The 19048-nt window shown below is 68.1% G+C and carries 17 protein-coding genes; 10 read left to right on the top strand and 7 right to left on the bottom strand.

Features of this window, described 5'->3' with window-relative positions; translation table 11 throughout:
• The first annotated feature begins 5 nt into the window (after nucleotides 1–5).
• The gene (locus ACFVV5_RS09825; RefSeq protein ID WP_387242670.1) at nucleotides 6–2405 is read left to right on the top strand and encodes a cellulase family glycosylhydrolase; all 2400 of its coding nucleotides are present in this window, start codon (nucleotides 6–8) and stop codon (nucleotides 2403–2405) included.
• Here ACFVV5_RS09825 and ACFVV5_RS09820 read toward each other — a convergent pair.
• Complete coding sequence (locus ACFVV5_RS09820) at nucleotides 2362–4872, bottom strand: PAS domain S-box protein (protein ID WP_387242667.1); 2511 nt, start codon at nucleotides 4870–4872, stop codon at nucleotides 2362–2364. The genes ACFVV5_RS09825 and ACFVV5_RS09820 overlap by 44 nt on opposite strands.
• A gap of 289 nt (nucleotides 4873–5161) precedes the next feature.
• Here ACFVV5_RS09820 and ACFVV5_RS09815 point away from each other — a divergent pair, with 289 nt between their 5' ends.
• Complete coding sequence (locus ACFVV5_RS09815) at nucleotides 5162–5386, top strand: hypothetical protein (RefSeq protein WP_387242664.1); 225 nt, start codon at nucleotides 5162–5164, stop codon at nucleotides 5384–5386.
• Between the two features lie 16 nt (nucleotides 5387–5402).
• Here the strand turns inward: ACFVV5_RS09815 and ACFVV5_RS09810 are convergent, their stop codons facing one another.
• From ACFVV5_RS09810 to ACFVV5_RS09790, 5 genes are all read right to left on the bottom strand, one after another.
• On the bottom strand, nucleotides 5403–6089 hold the full coding sequence (locus tag ACFVV5_RS09810; protein WP_387242661.1) for a response regulator: 687 nt from the start codon (nucleotides 6087–6089) through the stop codon (nucleotides 5403–5405).
• A gap of 437 nt (nucleotides 6090–6526) precedes the next feature.
• Complete coding sequence (locus ACFVV5_RS09805; protein ID WP_387242658.1) at nucleotides 6527–6817, bottom strand: SHOCT domain-containing protein; 291 nt, start codon at nucleotides 6815–6817, stop codon at nucleotides 6527–6529.
• Between the two features lie 71 nt (nucleotides 6818–6888).
• On the bottom strand, nucleotides 6889–7302 hold the full coding sequence (locus ACFVV5_RS09800; RefSeq protein WP_387242656.1) for a DUF6325 family protein: 414 nt from the start codon (nucleotides 7300–7302) through the stop codon (nucleotides 6889–6891).
• Nucleotides 7303–7333: 31 nt separating this feature from the next.
• Complete coding sequence (locus ACFVV5_RS09795) at nucleotides 7334–9685, bottom strand: arylsulfatase (protein ID WP_387242653.1); 2352 nt, start codon at nucleotides 9683–9685, stop codon at nucleotides 7334–7336.
• On the bottom strand, nucleotides 9682–9942 hold the full coding sequence (locus tag ACFVV5_RS09790; RefSeq protein ID WP_387242650.1) for a hypothetical protein: 261 nt from the start codon (nucleotides 9940–9942) through the stop codon (nucleotides 9682–9684). The genes ACFVV5_RS09795 and ACFVV5_RS09790 overlap by 4 nt, the downstream gene beginning before the upstream one ends.
• Nucleotides 9943–10203: 261 nt before the next feature.
• Here ACFVV5_RS09790 and ACFVV5_RS09785 point away from each other — a divergent pair, with 261 nt between their 5' ends.
• Entirely contained in the window at nucleotides 10204–12690 is a 2487-nt protein-coding gene (locus ACFVV5_RS09785; RefSeq protein ID WP_387242648.1) for a LuxR C-terminal-related transcriptional regulator, read from the top strand.
• 127 nt (nucleotides 12691–12817) lie between these two features.
• Nucleotides 12818–13219 (top strand): hypothetical protein, encoded by a 402-nt coding sequence (locus ACFVV5_RS09780; protein ID WP_387242645.1) that lies wholly within the window; start codon nucleotides 12818–12820, stop codon nucleotides 13217–13219.
• 10 nt (nucleotides 13220–13229) lie between these two features.
• Here the strand turns inward: ACFVV5_RS09780 and ACFVV5_RS09775 are convergent, their stop codons facing one another.
• A complete protein-coding gene (locus tag ACFVV5_RS09775) occupies nucleotides 13230–13952 on the bottom strand; it encodes a CDP-alcohol phosphatidyltransferase family protein (protein WP_387242642.1) in 723 nt (240 codons plus the stop codon).
• A gap of 79 nt (nucleotides 13953–14031) precedes the next feature.
• Between ACFVV5_RS09775 and ACFVV5_RS09770 the strand changes: the two genes are divergently transcribed.
• The 6 genes from ACFVV5_RS09770 to ACFVV5_RS09745 are packed head-to-tail and all read left to right on the top strand — an operon-like array spanning nucleotide 14032 to nucleotide 19038.
• The gene (locus tag ACFVV5_RS09770; protein ID WP_387242639.1) at nucleotides 14032–15018 is read left to right on the top strand and encodes a zinc-binding alcohol dehydrogenase; all 987 of its coding nucleotides are present in this window, start codon (nucleotides 14032–14034) and stop codon (nucleotides 15016–15018) included.
• Nucleotides 15015–15416 (top strand): 6-pyruvoyl tetrahydropterin synthase family protein, encoded by a 402-nt coding sequence (locus ACFVV5_RS09765; protein WP_387242636.1) that lies wholly within the window; start codon nucleotides 15015–15017, stop codon nucleotides 15414–15416. Before ACFVV5_RS09770 ends, ACFVV5_RS09765 begins: the two co-directional genes overlap by 4 nt.
• A 5-nt stretch (nucleotides 15417–15421) precedes the next feature.
• Nucleotides 15422–16483 (top strand): glycosyltransferase family 4 protein, encoded by a 1062-nt coding sequence (locus ACFVV5_RS09760; protein ID WP_387242634.1) that lies wholly within the window; start codon nucleotides 15422–15424, stop codon nucleotides 16481–16483.
• On the top strand, nucleotides 16480–17298 hold the full coding sequence (locus tag ACFVV5_RS09755; protein ID WP_387242631.1) for an SAM-dependent methyltransferase: 819 nt from the start codon (nucleotides 16480–16482) through the stop codon (nucleotides 17296–17298). The genes ACFVV5_RS09760 and ACFVV5_RS09755 overlap by 4 nt, the downstream gene beginning before the upstream one ends.
• Nucleotides 17295–18299, top strand: coding sequence for a YbhN family protein (locus ACFVV5_RS09750; RefSeq protein ID WP_387242628.1), 1005 nt, complete (start codon nucleotides 17295–17297; stop codon nucleotides 18297–18299). Before ACFVV5_RS09755 ends, ACFVV5_RS09750 begins: the two co-directional genes overlap by 4 nt.
• Complete coding sequence (locus tag ACFVV5_RS09745) at nucleotides 18292–19038, top strand: RibD family protein (RefSeq protein WP_387242625.1); 747 nt, start codon at nucleotides 18292–18294, stop codon at nucleotides 19036–19038. Before ACFVV5_RS09750 ends, ACFVV5_RS09745 begins: the two co-directional genes overlap by 8 nt.
• The last annotated feature ends 10 nt before the right edge of the window (nucleotides 19039–19048 follow it).

Raw genomic sequence — 19048 nt, 5'->3', positions numbered from 1 at the left:
GTGTCATGAAATCGGTTCGACGTCCCGTCGTTGCGCTGTCCACCACGCTCGCCCTGCTGGTGATCCAGGCGGTCGTGGACCCCACCGGGCTCCTCGCCCTGGTCGGCTGGTCGGGGGCGCTGCCGTCGGTCTCCGCGGGCATGTGGCCGTTCGCCTCGTATGCCGTCTTCGTCCCGGTGCTCCTCGGCGTCATCTGGTGGGTGACGCTTCGCGCCGGCGGTCGATTCTGGACCCTCACGGCCGGCGTCGTGCTGGCCGTGCTGCTTGCACAGGCCTCCGCATGCCTCGTCATGACCTGGAACCTCGGAGTCGCCACCTGGGCCGCCGGGTATGTCGTCGCGAAGGCGATACCTGCGGCACTCATCGTCGCGGCGTTCGCCCGGTGGTTCGGCGGCCCGACGACACGGCGCTCCTTCGCCGTCGGGTCGCTCTGGCCGCGGTTCGGCGCGCAACCGCAGGCCGCATCCGGGTCGCTCTGGGTGCCGGCCGTGATCTTCGCGGCGGTGGCGCCGTTGGTCGCGGGCCTGTGGTGGACGGGCGCGGTGTATGCGCCCGGGGTCCCCGCGGCGCGACCTGACCGCGGAGCGGTCTCCGTGCTCGTCGCGATGCTGCTCATCGCCGTGGCCACCGCACTGTGCCTGCGCTGGATGCGATCGCGCGTTCCCGGGGTGCTGGGCGGGTGGCTTGCAGCACTCGTCGCAGGCGGCGCGGTCGGTCTCGTGCAAGCGGTCGTCATCTTCGCGGTCGACGGAGGACTGAACGGCGACCTGTGGCCGTTGATGGCCGCCTACATCGCCATCGCAGACGGACTCACCTTCGGCGCGTGCGTCGGCTGGGTCGTCGGTGTGACCGCGATCGTCGCCGACCGGATCCGTGACAAGCGCTGGACGCGCGTGTCACAGGTGGCGACGGCGTCGGTCGCTGTCGTCGCGGTCGTCGCGGTCATCCTGGCACCCGGGCTGCCCGCGTGGGGCCCGGCCGGTGCGGCTTCGGCGGCCCCCGCATCCACGTCTCGGACGATTCCGTCGGGCTTCCTACGCGCCGACGGCCGCGTCATCGGCGACGGAGCGGGAAACCAGGTTCTGCTGCGCGGGGTGAACGTCAACCAGCTGCTCGACTTCTACCAGCCGCGCCCGGGGGTGGCGGCGACCAGGCCGCTGACCGAAGGCGACTTCTCCGGCATCGCGGCGCACGGCTTCAACGTCGTACGGCTCGGCCTCTCGTGGTCCGCGCTGGAGCCCCGGCGCGGCAGCCTGGACACGGCATACCTGGACCAGATCACCGAGGCGGTCGGCTGGGCGAAACAGCACGGCATCTACATCGTGCTCGACATGCACCAGGACGGCTGGTGGAAAGCGGCCACCGACGCAGGCACCGCGTGCCGCCCCGGAACCGACTCGATGTGGGGCTACGACGGCGCACCGACCTGGGCGACGATCACCGATGGAGCGCCGCGCTGCCAGTTCACCGGACGCGATATCTCGCCTGCCGGAGATCGCGCGTTCCAGAACTTCTATTTCGACACCGCCGGGGTCCAGAGCGCCCTCGTCGACACCTGGGGCAAGCTCGCCGCGGTCTTCCGCGACGAGCCGACCGTCGCCGGCTACGACCTGCTCAACGAGCCCGGCTTCGGTGAGACGGCGCCGGTCACCACGTCCTTCCTGCTCGGCCGCTTCTACGATCGTGCGATCGGGGCGATCCGCGATTCCGGCGCCCCGCAGATCGTGTTCGTGGAGCCCAGCATCTTCTGGTCGGGGCTGGGATTCGACAGCGGGCCGACCCGCGGTTTCACCAGGGATCGGAACATCGTGTTCTCCCCTCACCTCTACGCAGAGTCGATCACGATGGACCGCTCGCTGGGCCTCCCCACGATCGTCGGGATGGAGCGCCAGTTCGCCCTCGCGCAACGGGTGGCCGACGAGTACGGCGCGCCGCTCTGGTCGGGCGAGTACGGATACTGGGGCGACCAGAAAGACGTCGATGCGCGCCTGGCCCGCTATGCGAAGACGGAGGATGCGAACCGGCTCGGCAGCGCCTACTGGGTGTGGAAGCAGGCGTGCGGCGATCCGCAGAACGGCATCGGACCCACAGGAAACGGGCTCATGACCCAGGACTGCGCGACCGGCGGTGACGGCGAGCCTCGCAACGATCTCCTTCAGCTCCTGAGTCGTGCCTATCCGCGCTCGTCGCCGGGAGTGGTGACGATTCTCGCTTCGGCAGGACCGTCCGTCGTGCTCGCAGGTTCCGCGAAGCAGCAGAGTTGCGGCCTCGATGTGTGGGTCCCCGGCACGGCCGAGCCCACGCTGCACTCGACGGGACTGACGAACGTCGAGGCCGCCGCGGTGCCCGGCGGCTGGAGAGTCACCGGTTGTGCATCCGGTCGCTACACGCTGACGACCAGCTAGCCTCGAGCGTCTCCACGAGGGCAGTGGAGGTGAAGGGCTTGGGTAGGAAGTGGGCTCTGTGTCGTTCGAGCGCGGCCTGCGCTTCGACGCTCAGGCCGATGCCGCTCATGAAGACGACCGCGACGGGGTGCGGTCGCTCGGCGGCGACCCGGGCGAGTTCTTCGCCGCTCACCAGCGGCATGACGACGTCGGTGACCAGGACATCTACGGCGTGTCCGGGATCGGCGAGGACGAGCGCCGCCTCGGACGAGTTCGCGGTCTCGACTCGATAGCCCTCTCGTTCGAGCGTCTGCGAGAGCAGGTCCCGGATGGACGGCTCATCGTCGACGACGAGCACCCGCCGGCCACGTCCGCTGACGACGCTTGGTCGTGGTGCGTGGTCGTCAGAGGGACTCGCCGGCTGTGCATCCGCCACCGGCAACGCCAGCTCGACGGTGGTTCCCCGCTGCGGGGCGCTCACGACGTTCATCGTCCCACCGTGGGACTTCACGATCGCGATCGATGTCGCCAGCCCGAGCCCGGTGCCGATGTCGGGCGACTTCGTCGTGAAGAACGGCTCGAAGATCCTGGATCTCACCTCTTCGCTCATACCGGACCCGGTGTCCGTGACCGCGACGACGACCTCGCTGCCGACCGCGCGGACCGACACCGAGAGCCGACCCCCCTGAGGCATGGAATCGCGCGCGTTGTTGGCCAGGTTCACCAGTACTTGGAAGAGCTCTGTGCTGTCTCCTTGCACCGCGAGCGATCGAGGACAGGTCGCGAAATCGAGTTCGATCTCGTCGGGGAACGTTTCGCGACACACGGTGGAGAGCTCGTCCAGCAGTCGGCGGATCTCGACATGTTCGCGCTTTCCTTTCGAGCCGCGCGCGAAGGAGAGCACCTGATTGATCATGCTCGCCCCGCGCTTCGCGACGCCGTTCACGAGGGTGATGAGCTCACGGCGTCGCGGGTCGGACTCGTCCTGATGAAGGAGCTGGGTCGCCAGGAGGATCGGCGTCATGACGTTGTTGAGGTCGTGGGCGATGCCGCCGGCCAGGGTGCCCAGGCTCTCCAGTCGCTGAGCCCGGAGGCGCTGCTCCTGCTCCCGCTTGTAGTCCGTGATGTCGGAGGTGACGGCGAAGACGGCCACCGGCGTGCCGTCGTCGTCGCGAACGAGCTGCCACCGGCAATCGGCGATGACGACGCTCCCGTCGGAGCGACGCTGCTCGATCTCGCCGGTCCAATACCCCTCGTCGCGCAGCAGCTCGGTCGCCTCATCGAAACGCTTCGGGTCGTCGTAGATCAGCTCGCGGACGTTCCGGCCCGTCGCCTCGGCCGCAGACCAGCCGTAGATGGACTCGGCGCCCTTGTTCCAATAGCTGATCACGCCGTCGAGACTGCGAACCATGATCGCGTCGCGGGCCGCATCGAGGAGCGCCGCCTGCGAGGCGACCTTCGCCGTGTACTCGTCGAGCTTGACGCGGGCCTCCTGATCCTCCGTCACATCGCGCACGATGATCGCGATGCCTTCGGCTGTCGGATGCGCGACCACGTCGAACCAGCACGCCCAGGGTTCCACATACTTGCGCGCACTGCCGGAGATGCCGTCGTACATCGCGCGTCGGTAGATCGCTCCGAATTCCGACTCCGTGGCTGCGGGGAACAGGTCCCACAGAGTGAGCTGCCGGATCTCGGCGTCACTGACGCCGGCGAGCTCCAGAGCGTACTGATTCGAGAAGGTGAACTTCCAGTCCCGGTCGATGAAGCTGATGGCGTCCCGCATCTGGTCGAGGGTGCGCCTCAGCCGCTCGGCCATCGCGCGCTGCTCCGCCTTGTGCGAGACCACCATGGAGATGTCGTGGAATGCGCCGTTGATCCGGACGACGGTCCCCGTCGAATCACGCTCCGCCTCGCCGACGAGGCGAACGTGGAGAAGTGTCCCGACGGCATCGCGCATCCGCGCGTGCAGGTCGATCGGCACGCCGTCACGCATGCACGCCTCGAACGCGGCGACGACCGACGCGCGGTCGTGTGGCTCGAACATCTCCAGCACGGCGGATCCTGCCGGCACCTCTCCGTGCATTTTCAGGAGATCGTAGACGCCGTCGCCCCAGACGATCCGTTCCGACGGGATGTCGAAATACCAGCCGGCGAACCGGGCGACCTGGGCGGCGATCCGCATGAGCGCGTCGTTGTCACTGCCGTGTGCGGGCGTCCCCCGCTCCCGCAGGGTCACCAGCGTCACGAGCGATCGGCTGCGCCGGACGCGTACCGGGCGCGTCTCCACGTCGACGATCGGGCCGCCTGCGACGCCTGATCGCGACGCGCTGAACTCGGCCGGCACGAGACCGGCGAACGGAGACGGGCCCGTCTCAGAGAGTCTCTCAGGGTGTCCCCGGCGCTGGAAGAGCGTGTCGAACCGGGTCGCTGCGAGCTCGCCGAGCGAGTGCCCGACGTAATCCTCGAAGGCCGTGTTCGAGGCCACGATCGTGCCATCCGCCGACACGGCGCACGCGGGGCCGGATCGCCAACTCAGGAGTTCGCCGAGGTCGAGAACGACATGCGCGCTCGAGCGGGGACTCATCGAGGTCGGGGCGTGGGACGGGGCATGCGTCGATCCTATGTCTTTCCTTTGACACCGGGATGGCCCCTGATAGAGGGCGAATAATGCCGCGAGACGCGGGTGACGACGCCTGTTCGCACAGCGAACGTAGCGTGCGGCTCGTTCTGCCGGCAACGGCGAGAATAGGTCGACCCGCTCGAGGAGACCACTCATGAAGACCCGATGCCCGCACTGCGGCCAACCCGCAGTCGTTCGTCGAAACCCGTTCTACGGAACAGGGCTGGCGGTGCACGAGCACCTCGTCGACTGCGAGAAGTGCCTCCGGGTGAGTTTCCTGCCGAACGCCGTCGATCCGGCGCCTGCTGCAGCAGCGCCCCAGCGGCAGAAGGGCGTCGGCTCCGCCATCCGCACTGTCTTCGCCCGATTCGCGCGCTGATCGCGTCGGGAGGAAGCTACCCGCGCACCACGATCCGGCCACGCTGCCACAGCTGCGCGGCCGCGATCCGGGGGTTCGAGGCGGGATCGGTGTCCACCTGGAGCGCCACGTACAGTCGGGCGATCATGGTCTCGGCCGCGCGTACGGAGGTCCCTCGGGATTCGGCGATCGCCTTCGTGGATGCTCCCGCGGCGAGCATCCGGAGCACCTCCGCCTGTGCACGGGTGAGTTCGACCACATCCGAGACATCGCGCTCCGGCCTGCTGCGCGTCGCTGTGCCGGCGATCGCGTCCCTGATCGCCGAGGCGAGCATGTCCACCCGCTGCAGCTCGGACTTCACGACATAGACCGTTCCCTGCGGGAGGTCGCCCGGGTCGTCGACAGCGAGTTCCGGAGTGAGGTGCGAGGTCAAGACGACCAGTCCGATCCACGGGAACGTTTCGTGAACCCGCTGCAGCAGCGCCGCCCCCGACGCGCCGGCGCCGAAGTTGAGATCGCTGACGACCGCATGCGGATCGGACCGCGCGACGAGACTCCAGGCGTCGGCGATCGTCGATGCCGTCGATACCTCGAATCCCTGAGAGCGCAGCCCCTCAGCCACGAGAGAAGCGATGAACGTGTCATCGTCGGCGACGACGACTCGCAGGCTGGAGCGAGGCGGACGTCGACCCTCGTCGTCTCGGCTCGAGATCGGTTCTCGCACGGTTCTCCCTTCGGCAATCACTTCCGTCGGGCCGGATGATGTTCAGGGTATGCCGCTGGGCTTGTGCGCACCAATCGGCGCCGGTCTCGAACGACCCGACGCCGGAGAGCACGAATCTCGCAGACGACGAGATCGAACCTCGAGTCGCCGGAGGCCGAAGGCCGGCCGCCCAGAGCGGGAGCCGGAGCCGGAGCCGAATCAGCGAATGACCACGGCCCCGGCTTGCCGCCGGCTCAACCCGAATGAGCCGGCAATGGGCGTGCCTCCATCGCAGGAGCGATGCGGAGGCGATCCAGTCGACGGGGGGATACATACCCGACGCATGTACGTCGCTGGCTCTCGCATCGTCGATTCTGCTGGCCGGGCGATGGCGCGGCAAATCACTGCTCTGCAGCATGTGCGTTTTGCGAATCCCGCGGGCGCGGACGAGTCGAGTCCTACGCGAGGATCTTCGCCTTCTGCGCCTCGAACTCGGCGTCGGTGAGCACCCCCGAAGCTTTGAGAGCGGCGAGCTGATTGAGCAGTTCGATGGTCTGCGCACTCGATGCCGGTTGCTCGGACGGAGCGGGTGGCGCGGCGTCCTGGGGAGTCGCCGTCGGTTCGGGCTCGCTCGGTGGCGGAGCGGCGGCGGCACTCTTCTTCGCGGCGTGCGCGCCCACCGCTGCGGCGGTGCCGGCGACGACGGTCGTGCGCACCGCCATCCGGGCCAGCGGTCGTCTTCTCAGCATGTTCATTCTTCTTTCGGTCGTGTGGGTCGTGTGGGTCGTACGGGTCGTACGGGTCGTACGGGTCGTTCGGATCAGCGCGCCGGGTCGAGGTGCTGCACGGCCGGGCTGAGGATCTCGTGGGGAATGCGCGCCCCTTCGACGAGGACCCCGCCCGCATTTCGCACGGCGTCCGCGAACGGTTGCGCCCAGAGGTCGATCCAGACGATCAGCGCAGCCGCCATCTCGGGTCCGAGGAGTCCGGCCGCGTGCTCGATGTCCTGCATGCTGATGAGGCCGCCGACGTCCGAGTCGAGTTCGGAGAAGTCCTCGAGCTCCTCGACTTCGATGTAGCTGACGTCGCCGTTCGCCGCCTTGCTCACGACGATGAGGTCGAGGATGGCGATGGTCTCGGTGTCGACGAGGGCTCTGAGCTCAGGAACGATGGCTCCCGAGAATTCGGTGCCCGGAAAGGCGACGACGATGTACTCAGCCGGTCCGATGGTCATGTGATCCCTGCTTTCGTGGTTGGTGAGGCGTTCATTGGAGGGCGGTCGCAACGCGCATCCGCTCTTCTGCGGTCACCAGGTGGTCCTGGCTGTCGGTGCCGGTCTGCAACTCCACCCAGTTGACGGTGCCGCTGAAGGCCACTTCGGCTTCGTAGTCGTCGCTGACGGGCGTTCCGGTGTCGAGTCCGACGTCGAGCGTCTCGTCGGCCGAATAGAGGAGTGGGATCGTCGCGCCGATCCGCCCGCTCCCGGCGTCGATGCCGTCGATGAAGAGGCTGGCCGTGCCGCCCTTCGCCAGGCCGCCTCCGTCGTAGGCGAATTCCATCCGCACCTGGTGGGTTCCCGCCGGGACGGGCGCCGTTCCGGTCGCGTAGAAACGCTGCAGACCGGCGAGGTTGTGGCAGTACTTCAGCACTCCCTCATGGAGGTAGAGGCTCCAGCCGGCGAATGCGCCGCCCTGCGAGACCACGACTCCGTTGGCGCCCCCGTCGGGGACGACGATCTCGGCGGTCACCGAGTGCGACTTGTTCTTGAGGTTGAGAACCGAGTTCTCGCTGAGCCTCGTCATGCCGCCGTAGATGAACTGGGTCTCACCCTTCACCAGTTGCGGCCGGCCGGCGATGTCGGAGTTGAAGCGCTCGATGCGCCGGTCGTCGAGCGGCAGCACGTTGTACTTCACCGCCTCGATCAGCCACAGCCGCTTCAACTCCGCCAGCTTGTCCGGATGCTCGGCCGCGAGGTCGTGCGCCTGCGACCAGTCGTTCGTCGTGTCGTAGAGTTCCCAGACGTCGTCGTCGAGCGCCGGAAGCACTGCGTTGAACAACCAGGGCACGCTGTGCCGGGTGACCGCCGTCCAGCCTTTGTGGTAGATCCCGCGGTTGCAGGCGACCTCGAAGTACTGCGTCTCGCGAGCCTCCGGAGCCTCGGCGTCGTCGAACGAGTACGCCATCGACACACCGTGGTAGGGCATCTGCTGGATGCCGTTGACGAAGGTGGGCTCCGGGATCCCGGCGATGTCGAGGACGGTCGACGCGACGTCGATCAGGTGGTGGAACTGGCTGCGCACCTCCCCACGCGCAGTGATCCCCTGGGGCCAGTGCACGATCGTCCCGACGCGGGTGCCGCCGAAGTGCGACGCGACCTGCTTCGTCCACTGGAACGGAGTGTCCATCGCATGCGCCCAGCCCACCGCGAAGTGGTTGTAGGAGTGCACTCCGCCGAACTCGTCGATCCGGGAGGCCATGAACTCCTCCGTCTCGAGCGCCGCCAGCCCGTTGAGCGAGATCATCTCGTTGAACGTGCCGTTCGGCGTCCCCTCGGCGCTGGCGCCGTTGTCGCCGATGATGAGATAGACGAGCGTCTCGTCGAGGATCCCGAGGTCGTCGAGCGCTTCGACGATGCGGCCCAGCTCGTGATCCGTGTGCTCGAGGAACCCCGCGTACAGTTCCATCTGGCGCGCGAGAATCGGCTTCAGAACGTCCGAGACCTCGTCCCACGCCATGATCTCGGCAGGCCGGGCGCTGAGCTCGGTGCCCTTCGGAACGACCCCGGCCTCGAGCTGCCGGGCGAGCGTCTCTTCGCGCACGGCATCCCAGCCCTGATCGAACTTCCCCTTGTACTTGTCGCTCCACTCCGGGGCGACATGGTGGGGCGCGTGCGTCGCCCCGGGGGCGAAGTACATGAAGAACGGCTTGCCGGGCATCAGCGACTTCTGCTGGTGCATCCACTTGACGGCGTGATCGGTCAGATCCTCCGTGAGGTGATAGCCCTCCTCGGGCGTCTTCGGCGGCTCGACCGGCGAGGTCCCCTCGTAGAGCGCCGGATACCACTGGTTGGTCTCCGCTCCGACGAATCCGTAGAAATAGTCGAAGCCGCTGCCGGTCGGCCACTGCCCGTACGGGCCGGCCGGACTCGTCTCCCACACCGGAACCTCGTGGCACTTGCCGAACTGCGCAGTCGCGTAGCCGTTGAGGTTGAGGGTCTCGGCGAGCGGCGCGGCGCTGTCCGGTCGCACGGAGCTGTAGCCGGGGGCCGAGGTGGCGATCTCGGTGATGCCGCCCATGCCGACCGCGTGATGGTTCCGGCCGGTCAGCAGAGCCTGACGCGATGGCGAGCAGAGAGCGGTGGTGTGAAAGCGGTTGAAGCGCAGACCCTGTTCGGCGAGGTGTTCGGCTGTGGGAGTGTGGCAAGGACCGCCGAAGACGGACGAGGATCCGAACCCGGCGTCGTCCAGCATGATCACCACGACATTCGGCGCCCCTTCCGGCGGCGCGAGCGGTGTGATCGGGTCGAACCGGGTATCCGGGTCTTTGGCGTCGTAGGTGATGAGGCCCACGTGCGCGCGATGCGGGATCGGCAGATTCGAGCGGGATTGTTCAGTCATGCGGGAGCTTCCCTCCGTATGCCGCCGTCCGGCGGCTGGTTCGAGTAGTCGGATGTTGTCGGGTTGACCGAGACCAACTCGACGGTGAGCTCGCTCAGCCGTTGAATCAGTCCGTACAATCGAGGCTGGTCGGGGACCCGGCCCACCAGGTGCGTCATCCCGTTCTCGATCTTTCGCACAGCGAAGCCGTCGAGTGCTGCCACGAGCGATGGCCCCAGAGTGCCCTTGATCACGATCTCGAAGGTTCCGGCACTCACGATCGGCCTTCCCTCGCGGCATCGTGGTGACGCGTCAAGGTCATCCTGCGCTCGGGCCCCCGGACCGTCGTCATACGAAAAGGATGATTGGCCTCGCGTCGTCCTGCCGGAGTCCCGCCCTGGTCACCGCGCGGTGGGAGTGACACACTGGGGTCATCCTGTGAAGGGAGCTGACGTATGGTCACTGCCCGGTTCACACCGGAGCACGCAATCGACCGACCCGAATTACGTCGCGAACTCGATGTCGCCTTGACGAGACGGTTGACGCTCCTCGTCGCGCAGGCAGGCTCCGGAAAATCCGTCCTCCTCAGTCAGTGGGCCGACTCTCATCCGGACCTCCCGTGCGTCTGGGTCGACCTGGTCACCGAAGACAACGACCCCGCGTACCTCGTGCGGGATCTCCTCAGCGCCTTCGCCACCGTCCATCCCGCGTTGTCCGCTGTCGTGCGGACGGATTCGTTCGCCGCCCGCGGACTCGACGCCGCCCTTCTCCGCGAGCTGGTCGCCGAGTTGCGTGGAAAGCGAGACCTCATCGTCGTTCTGGACGACCTCGATCACCTGACGGCGCCCTCCCTCACCGCCGATCTGGCCGCCCTGATCGACCTGCTTCCGCCCAACGTGCACGTGCTGGCTGCCAGCCGGGTCGACCCGCCGGCGTCCTGGAGCCGTACCCGGCTTCGAAACGAGGTCAGGGAATTCCGCCAGGAAGAGCTCGCCCTGTCGACCGACGATGCGTCGGTGCTGCTGGCGCAGATCACCGGTGGCGAACTGGATCCGGAGTCGGTGAGGCTGCTCGTGGAACGGACCGAAGGGTGGATGGCCGGTATCCATCTCGCGGGTCTGTCACTGCGGCTGCGTCGTGATCCGGCGGCGTTCGTCGCCGATTTCCGCGGATCCGATCGGCTCGTGGCGGACTACTTGACCGAGGAGGTCCTCAACGCCGCCACCGAACCGGCCCGCCGCTCGATGCTCGAGCTGTCCGTTCTCGACCGCATGAGCGCCGAGCTGATCCGGTCCCTCTTCGAGGACGACGCCAGAAACGAGTTCCTGTCGAGAATGGAACGCGAGTCCGCGTTCGTGGTGCCGCTCGACGACCGACGGGAATGGTTCCGCTTTCACCGGTTGTTCAGCGACCTGCTTCGCTACCGGATGCGACTGGAGGATCCGGATGGCGAGGTCCGGATCCTTTCGGCCGCCGCCTCGTGGCACCTCGATCGCGATGATCCCGCAACAGCGATCGCGTATCTCATCCGGGCTCGCGATTGGACGCGAGTCGTCGACATCATCCGCTCGCAGAGCTCGGCGACCTTCGAGCACGGCGACGTCGCCGATGTGGTGCGGTGGATAACGGCTCTGCCGGCCCATGTCCTCAGCCACGAGACCGATCTGCGCCTTCTCCTGGGGATCCTCACCGGGCTGGGCGGACGAGCCGCCGAAGCAGAGGACATCCTGCGGTCGGTGGCGGCCCAGCAGGGAGTCACCCCCGGGCAGGCGGCCTGCGCCGAGACGTTCCTCGCCGCCCTCGTCCAATGGCGACCGCACCCGGAGCTCTCCTTCCGGTGTGCAGAACGGGCACTGCTGGCGCTCGGACGACTCGGCTCCGATGCCACTCCCGACCTGCTCCGCCTCACCGATCCGAGCTCGTTGGAGACGATCGCTCTGATCTCCGGCGGCCGTGCTCTGTTCCTGAACGGCGAGTTCACGGAGGCACGCGCGTGGCTCGAGCGCGGGCTCGCGGCGAAGGGCGCCGAATACTCCCTCTGGCGCATCAGCGGTCTCGGATCGCTGGCTCTCCTCGACGCGTGGCTCGGCCGGATCCCCACCGCGCACTCGCTCGCGAATGAGGCGCTGGAGCTCGCTCACGAGCTGGGGACGAGCGATCATCCGGCGACCGCTGATGCCTACCTTGCGCGCGCCCTCAGCTCGCTCGAACGCGGTGAGCCGTCGAACGCGGTTCCGGATGTGCATGCTGCGACGGTGCGGATCCACGCGAACAGACGGACGCAGCTGATGTGGGTGGTCTCTGTGCTGGAGAGCAGATTGGCCGGCTCGATCGTGCGGCCGGCCGAGTCGCTCGGGCCGCCGCCGCCTCTCGTCGCCGCCGCACTGGCCGCGCTGCAGTCCCGGTTGCTCCGGCTCAGAGGTTCGGCCGAAGCAGCGACCCGTGCGCTGTCCCCCCTGGCGGACTCGAGCGACATCGTCTACGAACGAGCAGCGGCCGCACTCGCTTCCGGCCGGCACGAGGCAGCGAAAAGAGCCATCGAGCTGCTGCAGGCTCAGGACGACCGCGATCAGCCTCTCTCATCGATCAGACGCCTCATCGTCACATCGCGGTCTGCGCGCACCGATGGTCGTACGGCGAAGAGCGATTCCTCTCTCGCCGCCGCCCTGAGCGTCGCCGCCGATGTCGGCCTGGTGGAGGTGTTCATCGACGCCGGCCCCGACGTGACCGCGCGAATCGCCGCTGCCGGTCACGGGGAGCAGGCCTTCGCGGATCGCATCCGGACGCGTGCCGCTGAAGCGACGGCCTCGCGTGCCGCCGATACGCTGGAGACCCGGTTCACCGACCGGGAGCTCGAGCTCCTCGCCTTGCTCCCGACGCATTTCACCAATGCAGAGCTCGCGATCCGCTTCTTCGTCTCCGTCAACACGATCAAGTCCCACATGGCGCACATCTACCAGAAGCTCGACGTGTCCAACCGGAGTGGCGCCATCGCGAGGGCGACGCAGCTCGGCCTCCTGAAGTAGTCGCGAGCGCCGGTCAACCCGTCGCAATCGTTCACCTCGGCCGATTGAACTCTTTCCCGTGCCCGCTCGTGTGTCTGATGAAGGCCTCCTCTTCCGGTGGGGGCCCCAATCGAAAGCGAGCATGCAAATGACTGAAAGCAGCGGCGTTCTGAGGGTCATGCGAATCCTCAGCGCACTCCTCCTTCTCGCGATTGGCGGGATCCACCTCTTCCTGGTGTTCGACGGTGTCGGGGGCACGCTGGGCGTGCTCTTCGTGCTCAACACCATCGCGGCCTTCGTGCTGGCGATCGGGATGCTCACCGTGCGCGGCAGACTCTTCCGGATCGCCACCGTCCTGAGCCTGCTGTTCGTCATCGCGAGCCTCGCCTCGCTCCTTCTCGCGCTCACCGTCGGACTGTTCGGCATCACCGAGGTGTGGACCTTCACCCTCGTACCCGAGACGGTCGTGGTCGAAGCGATCGGCATCGTGATCCTCGGCATCACCACGGCTGTCGCATTCCGCGCTCCGGCTGTCGCGCGCACCGCGTGATCGCGGGTCGTCAGACGCGCGACATTGACCCCTTGCGAGCAGACCGGCGACGTACCAGCCACAGCACGTCCCGGCCGAACGACTCGACGAGCAGCGCCAGGGCGACCGCGACGAACACGACGGCGATCGCCGGGACCCATCCGGATGCCGCGAGAGCCAGCGCGATCCCCTGGACGGCCGTCACCACTTTGCGCCAGTAGCGGCGCGGGAGCTGCCTCCGGAACCACGGAAGAACCCATCCCGCGGCCAGGAAGACGTAGCGCATCAGACCGATCGCCAGCACCCAGAGGCCCAACGTGGGTGCGACGTAGGCGCTCAGCACGAGGAGCAGGAACGCATCCACTTCCATATCGAAATGGGCGCCGAGTTCCGTCGCCGTTCCGGTGCGCCGTGCGACCCACCCGTCCACGGCGTCCAGAGCGAGCGCCGGAACGGTCAGCCCGACCAGCAAGGGCACCGGGATCGGCGCGACGAAGGACGCGGCGACCAGTCCCGTGATGATGCCGACCAGCACCGACCGGGTCGACGTGACGACGTTCGCCCAGCCGAAGTGCCGGGTGCGCCGTCGTTGCATGGCCCGGAGCAGGAGTACGTTGCACACCAGCAGGTACCCGAGCGAGGCGATCCACCCGATCGCCGGCAGCCCGAAGCCCACCCAGATCGCTGCCACGGCCGCCGCTCCGAGTGCCGTGAACCCGATCGGCGCGAGTTGAACCTTCTTCAGCGGGATCACGTGTTCTTGATACGGAGCGGCTTTTTCGAGCATGTCCTTTAACACGCAACACGACACCGACTCGTTCACCAAAGGAGAAGTGCACTTGCTCGACGCGATGGCTTTCTGGATCGACGAGCCGGGTGTCGGTGCCATGCGCCGGCATCCGGTCGCTCGTCCGGGCGACGGAGAGGTCCTCGTGCGCACCGCCTACACGGGCATCAGCCGCGGCACGGAGGTGAGCGTCTTCTCCGGCCACGTGCCGGCCGGCGAGCGCGAGAGGATGCGCGCGCCGTTCCAGGAGGGCGACTTTCCCGGCCCGGTGAAGTACGGCTACCTCAACGTCGGAGTCGTCGAGCAGGGGCCCGCCGCTCTCCGCGGTCGCACCGTCTTCACGCTGTTCCCGCACCAGTCGGCCTTCGTCGTCCCCGCCGACGCCGTCGTTCCCGTGCCGAACGGCGTGCCCGCCCGCCGCGCGGTGCTCGCCGGCGCCGTCGAGACCGCGGTGAACATTCTGTGGGATGCCGCACCCCTGATCGGCGACCGGGTCATGATCGTGGGCGCGGGCATGATCGGATGCTGCGTCGCACGGCTGCTCCACGGTGTCCCCGGAGTGGACGTGGTCCTGGTCGATGTGGATCCGTCGCGCCGTGAGGTCGCGGATCGCCTCGGCGTCGGGTTCACCGAAGCGAGTGGCGCACCACGCGATCGCGATCTGGTGATCAACACGAGCGCATCGGGTGCGGGCCTGCAGCTCGCACTCGAATCGGTCGTGACCGACGGCGAGGTGATCGAGGCCAGCTGGTACGGCGACCGGCCGGTGACGCTCCTGCTCGGCGCCGACTTCCACTCGCGACGGCTGACCATCCGTGCAAGTCAGGTGGGCGCCGTGGCGGAACGCCGGCGGGGCACGCGCACGACGCGCCAGCGGCTGATGCTCGCACTCGACCTCCTGCACGACGAGGCCTTCGACGTGCTGCTCACCGGCGACTCCTCGTGGCACGACCTTCCCGCCGTGATGGCGGCGCTGGCGAACGGCCCGAGCGGGGAGCTCTGCCACACCATCGACTGGAAGGACGCAACGTGACCTATGCCGTGACAGTGCGAGACCACATGATGATCGCCCACAGCTTCACCGGTGACACTTTCGGCCCTGCCCAGCGTCTGCACGGTGCGACGTTCATCGTCGACGCGTCGTTCCGTGCGAGCGAGCTGGACGCCGACGGAGTCGTCATCGACATCGGACTCGCCGCCGCCGCGCTGAACGAGATCACGGCTTCCCTCACCTATCGCAATCTGGACGACGAACCGGAGTTCGCCGGGGTGAACACCACGACGGAGCGGCTCTGCCAGGTGATCGCCGACCGTCTCGCCGAGCGCGCAGCCGATGGACGGCTCGGCTCACCCGGGCGGCGGCTGTCGTCGATCCTGGTCACCCTCCACGAGTCGCACATCGCGTGGGCGAGCTACGAGAAGACGCTGTGAACCGGATGACCGACACGAGCGTCTACTTCGTGGTGCCCGACAGCATCGACGATGTCGAGCGCGTCAGCGGCGGCAACGTCTACGACCAGCGCATCCGGGACGAGCTGCGGGCCCGTGGCCTGAACGTGCGGATGGTGCTCGTTCCCGACGGGCGGCCGCGTGAGCTGGCGCACACGATGTCCTCCTTTCCGGACGACGCGCTCGTCGTGATCGACGGATTGATCGCGGTAGCGGCATCCGGTGCCGTGGAAGAGCATGCGACGCGACTCCGGATCGTGCTGCTGGCCCACATGGTCGCCAGCGCCATGCCCGGGATCGGCGATCCTGCGAGGTCGGCCGAGCGCGAACGCACGGCCCTGCACGCCGCACGCCGCGTGATCGCGACCAGCGAGTGGACCCGCTCCGAGCTCATCGCCGACGATCTCTCGGAGCCCGACCGGATCACGGTGGCGCGTCCGGGCACGGATGCTGCACCGGCGGCGACCGGCTCCACGTCGGGCGTGCGCCTGCTCTGCGTCGGAACCGTCGCCGCCCACAAGGGACAGGATGTGCTCGTCCGCGCTCTGTCCGGCATGACGGACCTGCCCGGCTGGACCTGCTCGATCGTCGGGTCCCTGAACACCGACCCCGGATTCGTGGCGCAGACCATCGAGGCGATCGACTCCGCCGGACTCGCCGACCGAATCGCGCTCGCGGGCGTTCTCACCGGTCGACGACTCTCGGAAGCCTACGAAACAGCGGACCTGGTCGTCGCGCCGTCGCGGGCGGAGAGCTACGGCATGGTCGTCGCCGAGGCGCTCGCTCGGGGCATCCCGGTCGTGGCGACCCGGGTCGGCGGCATTCCGGAGGCGCTGGCGGGCAGCATGGCCGGCATCCTCATCCCGTCGGATGATCCGTGGGCTCTCCGCGTGGTCCTGCGGCAGTGGTGCGAAGACCCGGGTCGGCGTGCCGGGCTCAAGGCCGAGGCGGTGAGGTCGCGCACCGCCAGGCGCGGGTGGGGCGAGACCGCGGAGACCGTCGCTGCGGTGCTGGGCTCCGTCGGGAACGAACTGCGGCGCGCCGGATGAGCGAGATCATCGAGGTCAGCAGCGATTGGCTCGCGCTTCGCGAAGAGGAGGATGCGCGCGCCCGTTCCCGCGAACTCGCCCTCGAAGCAGCCCGCAGGCTGGCGCCGGGGCCGATCGTCGTCCACGACCTGGGCAGCGGGACGGGCTCGATGATGCGCTGGCTGGCGCCGCTCCTGCCCGGGCCGCAGTCGTGGGTCCTGCACGATTGGAACCCGGGGCTCACCGAGCGTGCGACCGACGACCTCGCCCCGCTCGATCGTGACGACCGACCGGTCGCCGTCCGCTCGCACAGCGGGCAACTCGCGCACCTGCGTCCCGGAGATCTCGACGGCGCCTCCCTCGTGACCGCCTCCGCCGTGCTCGATGTGCTGACGTCGGCGGAGATCCACGCCATCGCGCGCGCGTGCATCGCGGTCGGCTCCCCCGTGCTGCTGAGCCTGAGCGTGACGGGCAGGGTCCACCTCGACCCCCCGGATGCTCGCGACGAGCTCGTCGAGACGGCGTTCAACGCCCACCAACGGCGTGTCGAGGGTGGGCGCCGACTTCTGGGACGCCACGGCGCCGCACTCGCGAGAGGTCTCTTTCTGCGCGCCGGCTGGAGCGTTCGACCGGTCGACACTTACTGGCGACTGGGCGACCACGATCCCCGCCTCCTCGGCCAATGGTTCGACGGATGGGTCGATGCGGCACTCGAGCAGCACCCCGAACTTCAGGTCGAGACAGCAGGCTACCGAGAGCTGCGTTGCGCCCAACTGGGCCGTGGTGCACTCACCGCCGCCGTCGCACACACTGATCTGCTGGCGTGGCGCCGATGACCACGTGGACGGGCACACCCCGAATACGAACGGTCCTGGGATCGGGCTGGCTCCGTCTCTCCGCACGAGTCGTCACCAGCGTCGCTGTGCTGGTCGCCGTCGTCGCGCACGTCGGCACCGGCCCGTTCCTGCACGGCCTGCTCAGCATCGATGTCCGCGCGATCGGTGCCGCATTCGTGCTCTCCGCTGCCGCGACAGCTGCGGCGGCCTGGCGGTGGCGCGTCGTCGCCGGGCGACTCGGAGTGGGACTCGGCTGGCGGTCGGCCATCGGGATGTACTACCGATCGCAATTCCTCAACTCGGTGCTCCCGGGCGGTGTGCTCGGCGACGTCGATCGGGCGGTCGCTCAGGGACGCAGCGCCGGAAACGTCGCACAGTCCACCAGGGCCGTCGTCATCGAGCGCACGATGGGACAGCTCGTTCAGATCGCGCTCGCCGTCGTCGTCCTCGCGTACTTCGGCAGGGAGTTCGAGGGATATCTGCTCGCGGTGCTCGGCATCGCCCTTGCGGTGCTCGTCGTCGCAGCACTCGCAGGGACCGCGGCGAGCGCGCGCGTGAGAGGCGCCCTGAAGCACGAATTCGACGAGCTCTCCGCCGGCGTCGGATCCCCCGGCGCCTTCGTGCAGGTCGTCGTCGCCTCGATCGTGGTGGTCGCGTGCCACATTGCGATCTTCGGGATCGCCGCCGACGCGGTCGGAGCATCCGTGCCGCCGTTCCGCCTGGCCGCCGTCGCGCTGGTCGTGCTGCTCGGCGGATCCATCCCCCTGAACCTCGGCGGGTGGGGTCTGCGCGAGGGCGTGGCCGCTTGGGCCTTCGCCATTGCCGGTTTCGGCGCCTCTGCGGGTGTCGCAACGTCCACCCTGTTCGGTATCCTCGCCATTGTGGCGGTGGCCCCGGGCCTCATTCTCACCGTGGCGTCCGCTGTTCGTCCCCATCGACAACCCGCGCCGATGCCTGCACTCGTTCCCGCCGGCACTCACGAAAGGGAAGATCGTGACTGACAGGCCGTATGTGATCCTCAACGCCGCCGTCTCGATCGACGGCTACCTTGACACCTCCGCTCCGCCACGACTGGCCCTCTCGAACGCGGCGGACTTCGATCGGGTGGACGAGATCCGAGCGCACAGCGACGCGATCATGGTCGGAGCGCGCACCGTCCGGTTCGACAACCCGAGACTGCTGGTGCGGAGTGAGGAGCGACGTGGCCGGCGCCGAGCGGACGGCCTGACGTCGTCACCGTGGAAGGTGACCGTGACGGCATCCGGTGACCTCGACCCGAGTTCGGCATTCTTCACCGCCGGGGACACGAAGAAGCTGGTCTACTGCCCGCAATCGGAAGTCAGGCGTATCCGCAATCGGCTCGGCGACCTGGCGAGCGTCGTCGGGCTGGGCAGCGAAGTGACCGTGACCGATCTCCTGAGCGACCTGAACGATCGGGGCGTGCGCACCCTCCTGGTCGAAGGCGGTGGCACCGTGCTCACCCAGTTCCTCGCGTCCGACAGCGTCGACGAACTCCAGCTCGCCATCGCGCCGTTCTTCGTCGGCGACCGGAAGGCCCCCCGATTGATCGGGGACGGCGACTTCCCGTGGACGCCCGAACGGCACGCGCGTCTCGCCGAGACCCGTCACGTCGGGGACATGGTCCTCGTGAGGTATGCGCTCTCCGAGCGCTGCGTGGCCGCCACCGCCGCGGAAGGCGAAGACCTGACCATCCGCTCGCTGTCCGTGCGGGCGTTCTGAACGGCCGCAC

Origin of the sequence: Leifsonia sp. NPDC058248, assembly GCF_042881905.1 — a bacterium.
Taxonomy (GTDB): Bacteria; Actinomycetota; Actinomycetes; order Actinomycetales; family Microbacteriaceae; genus Leifsonia.
This window is presented reverse-complemented; position numbering and strand designations above follow the sequence as displayed.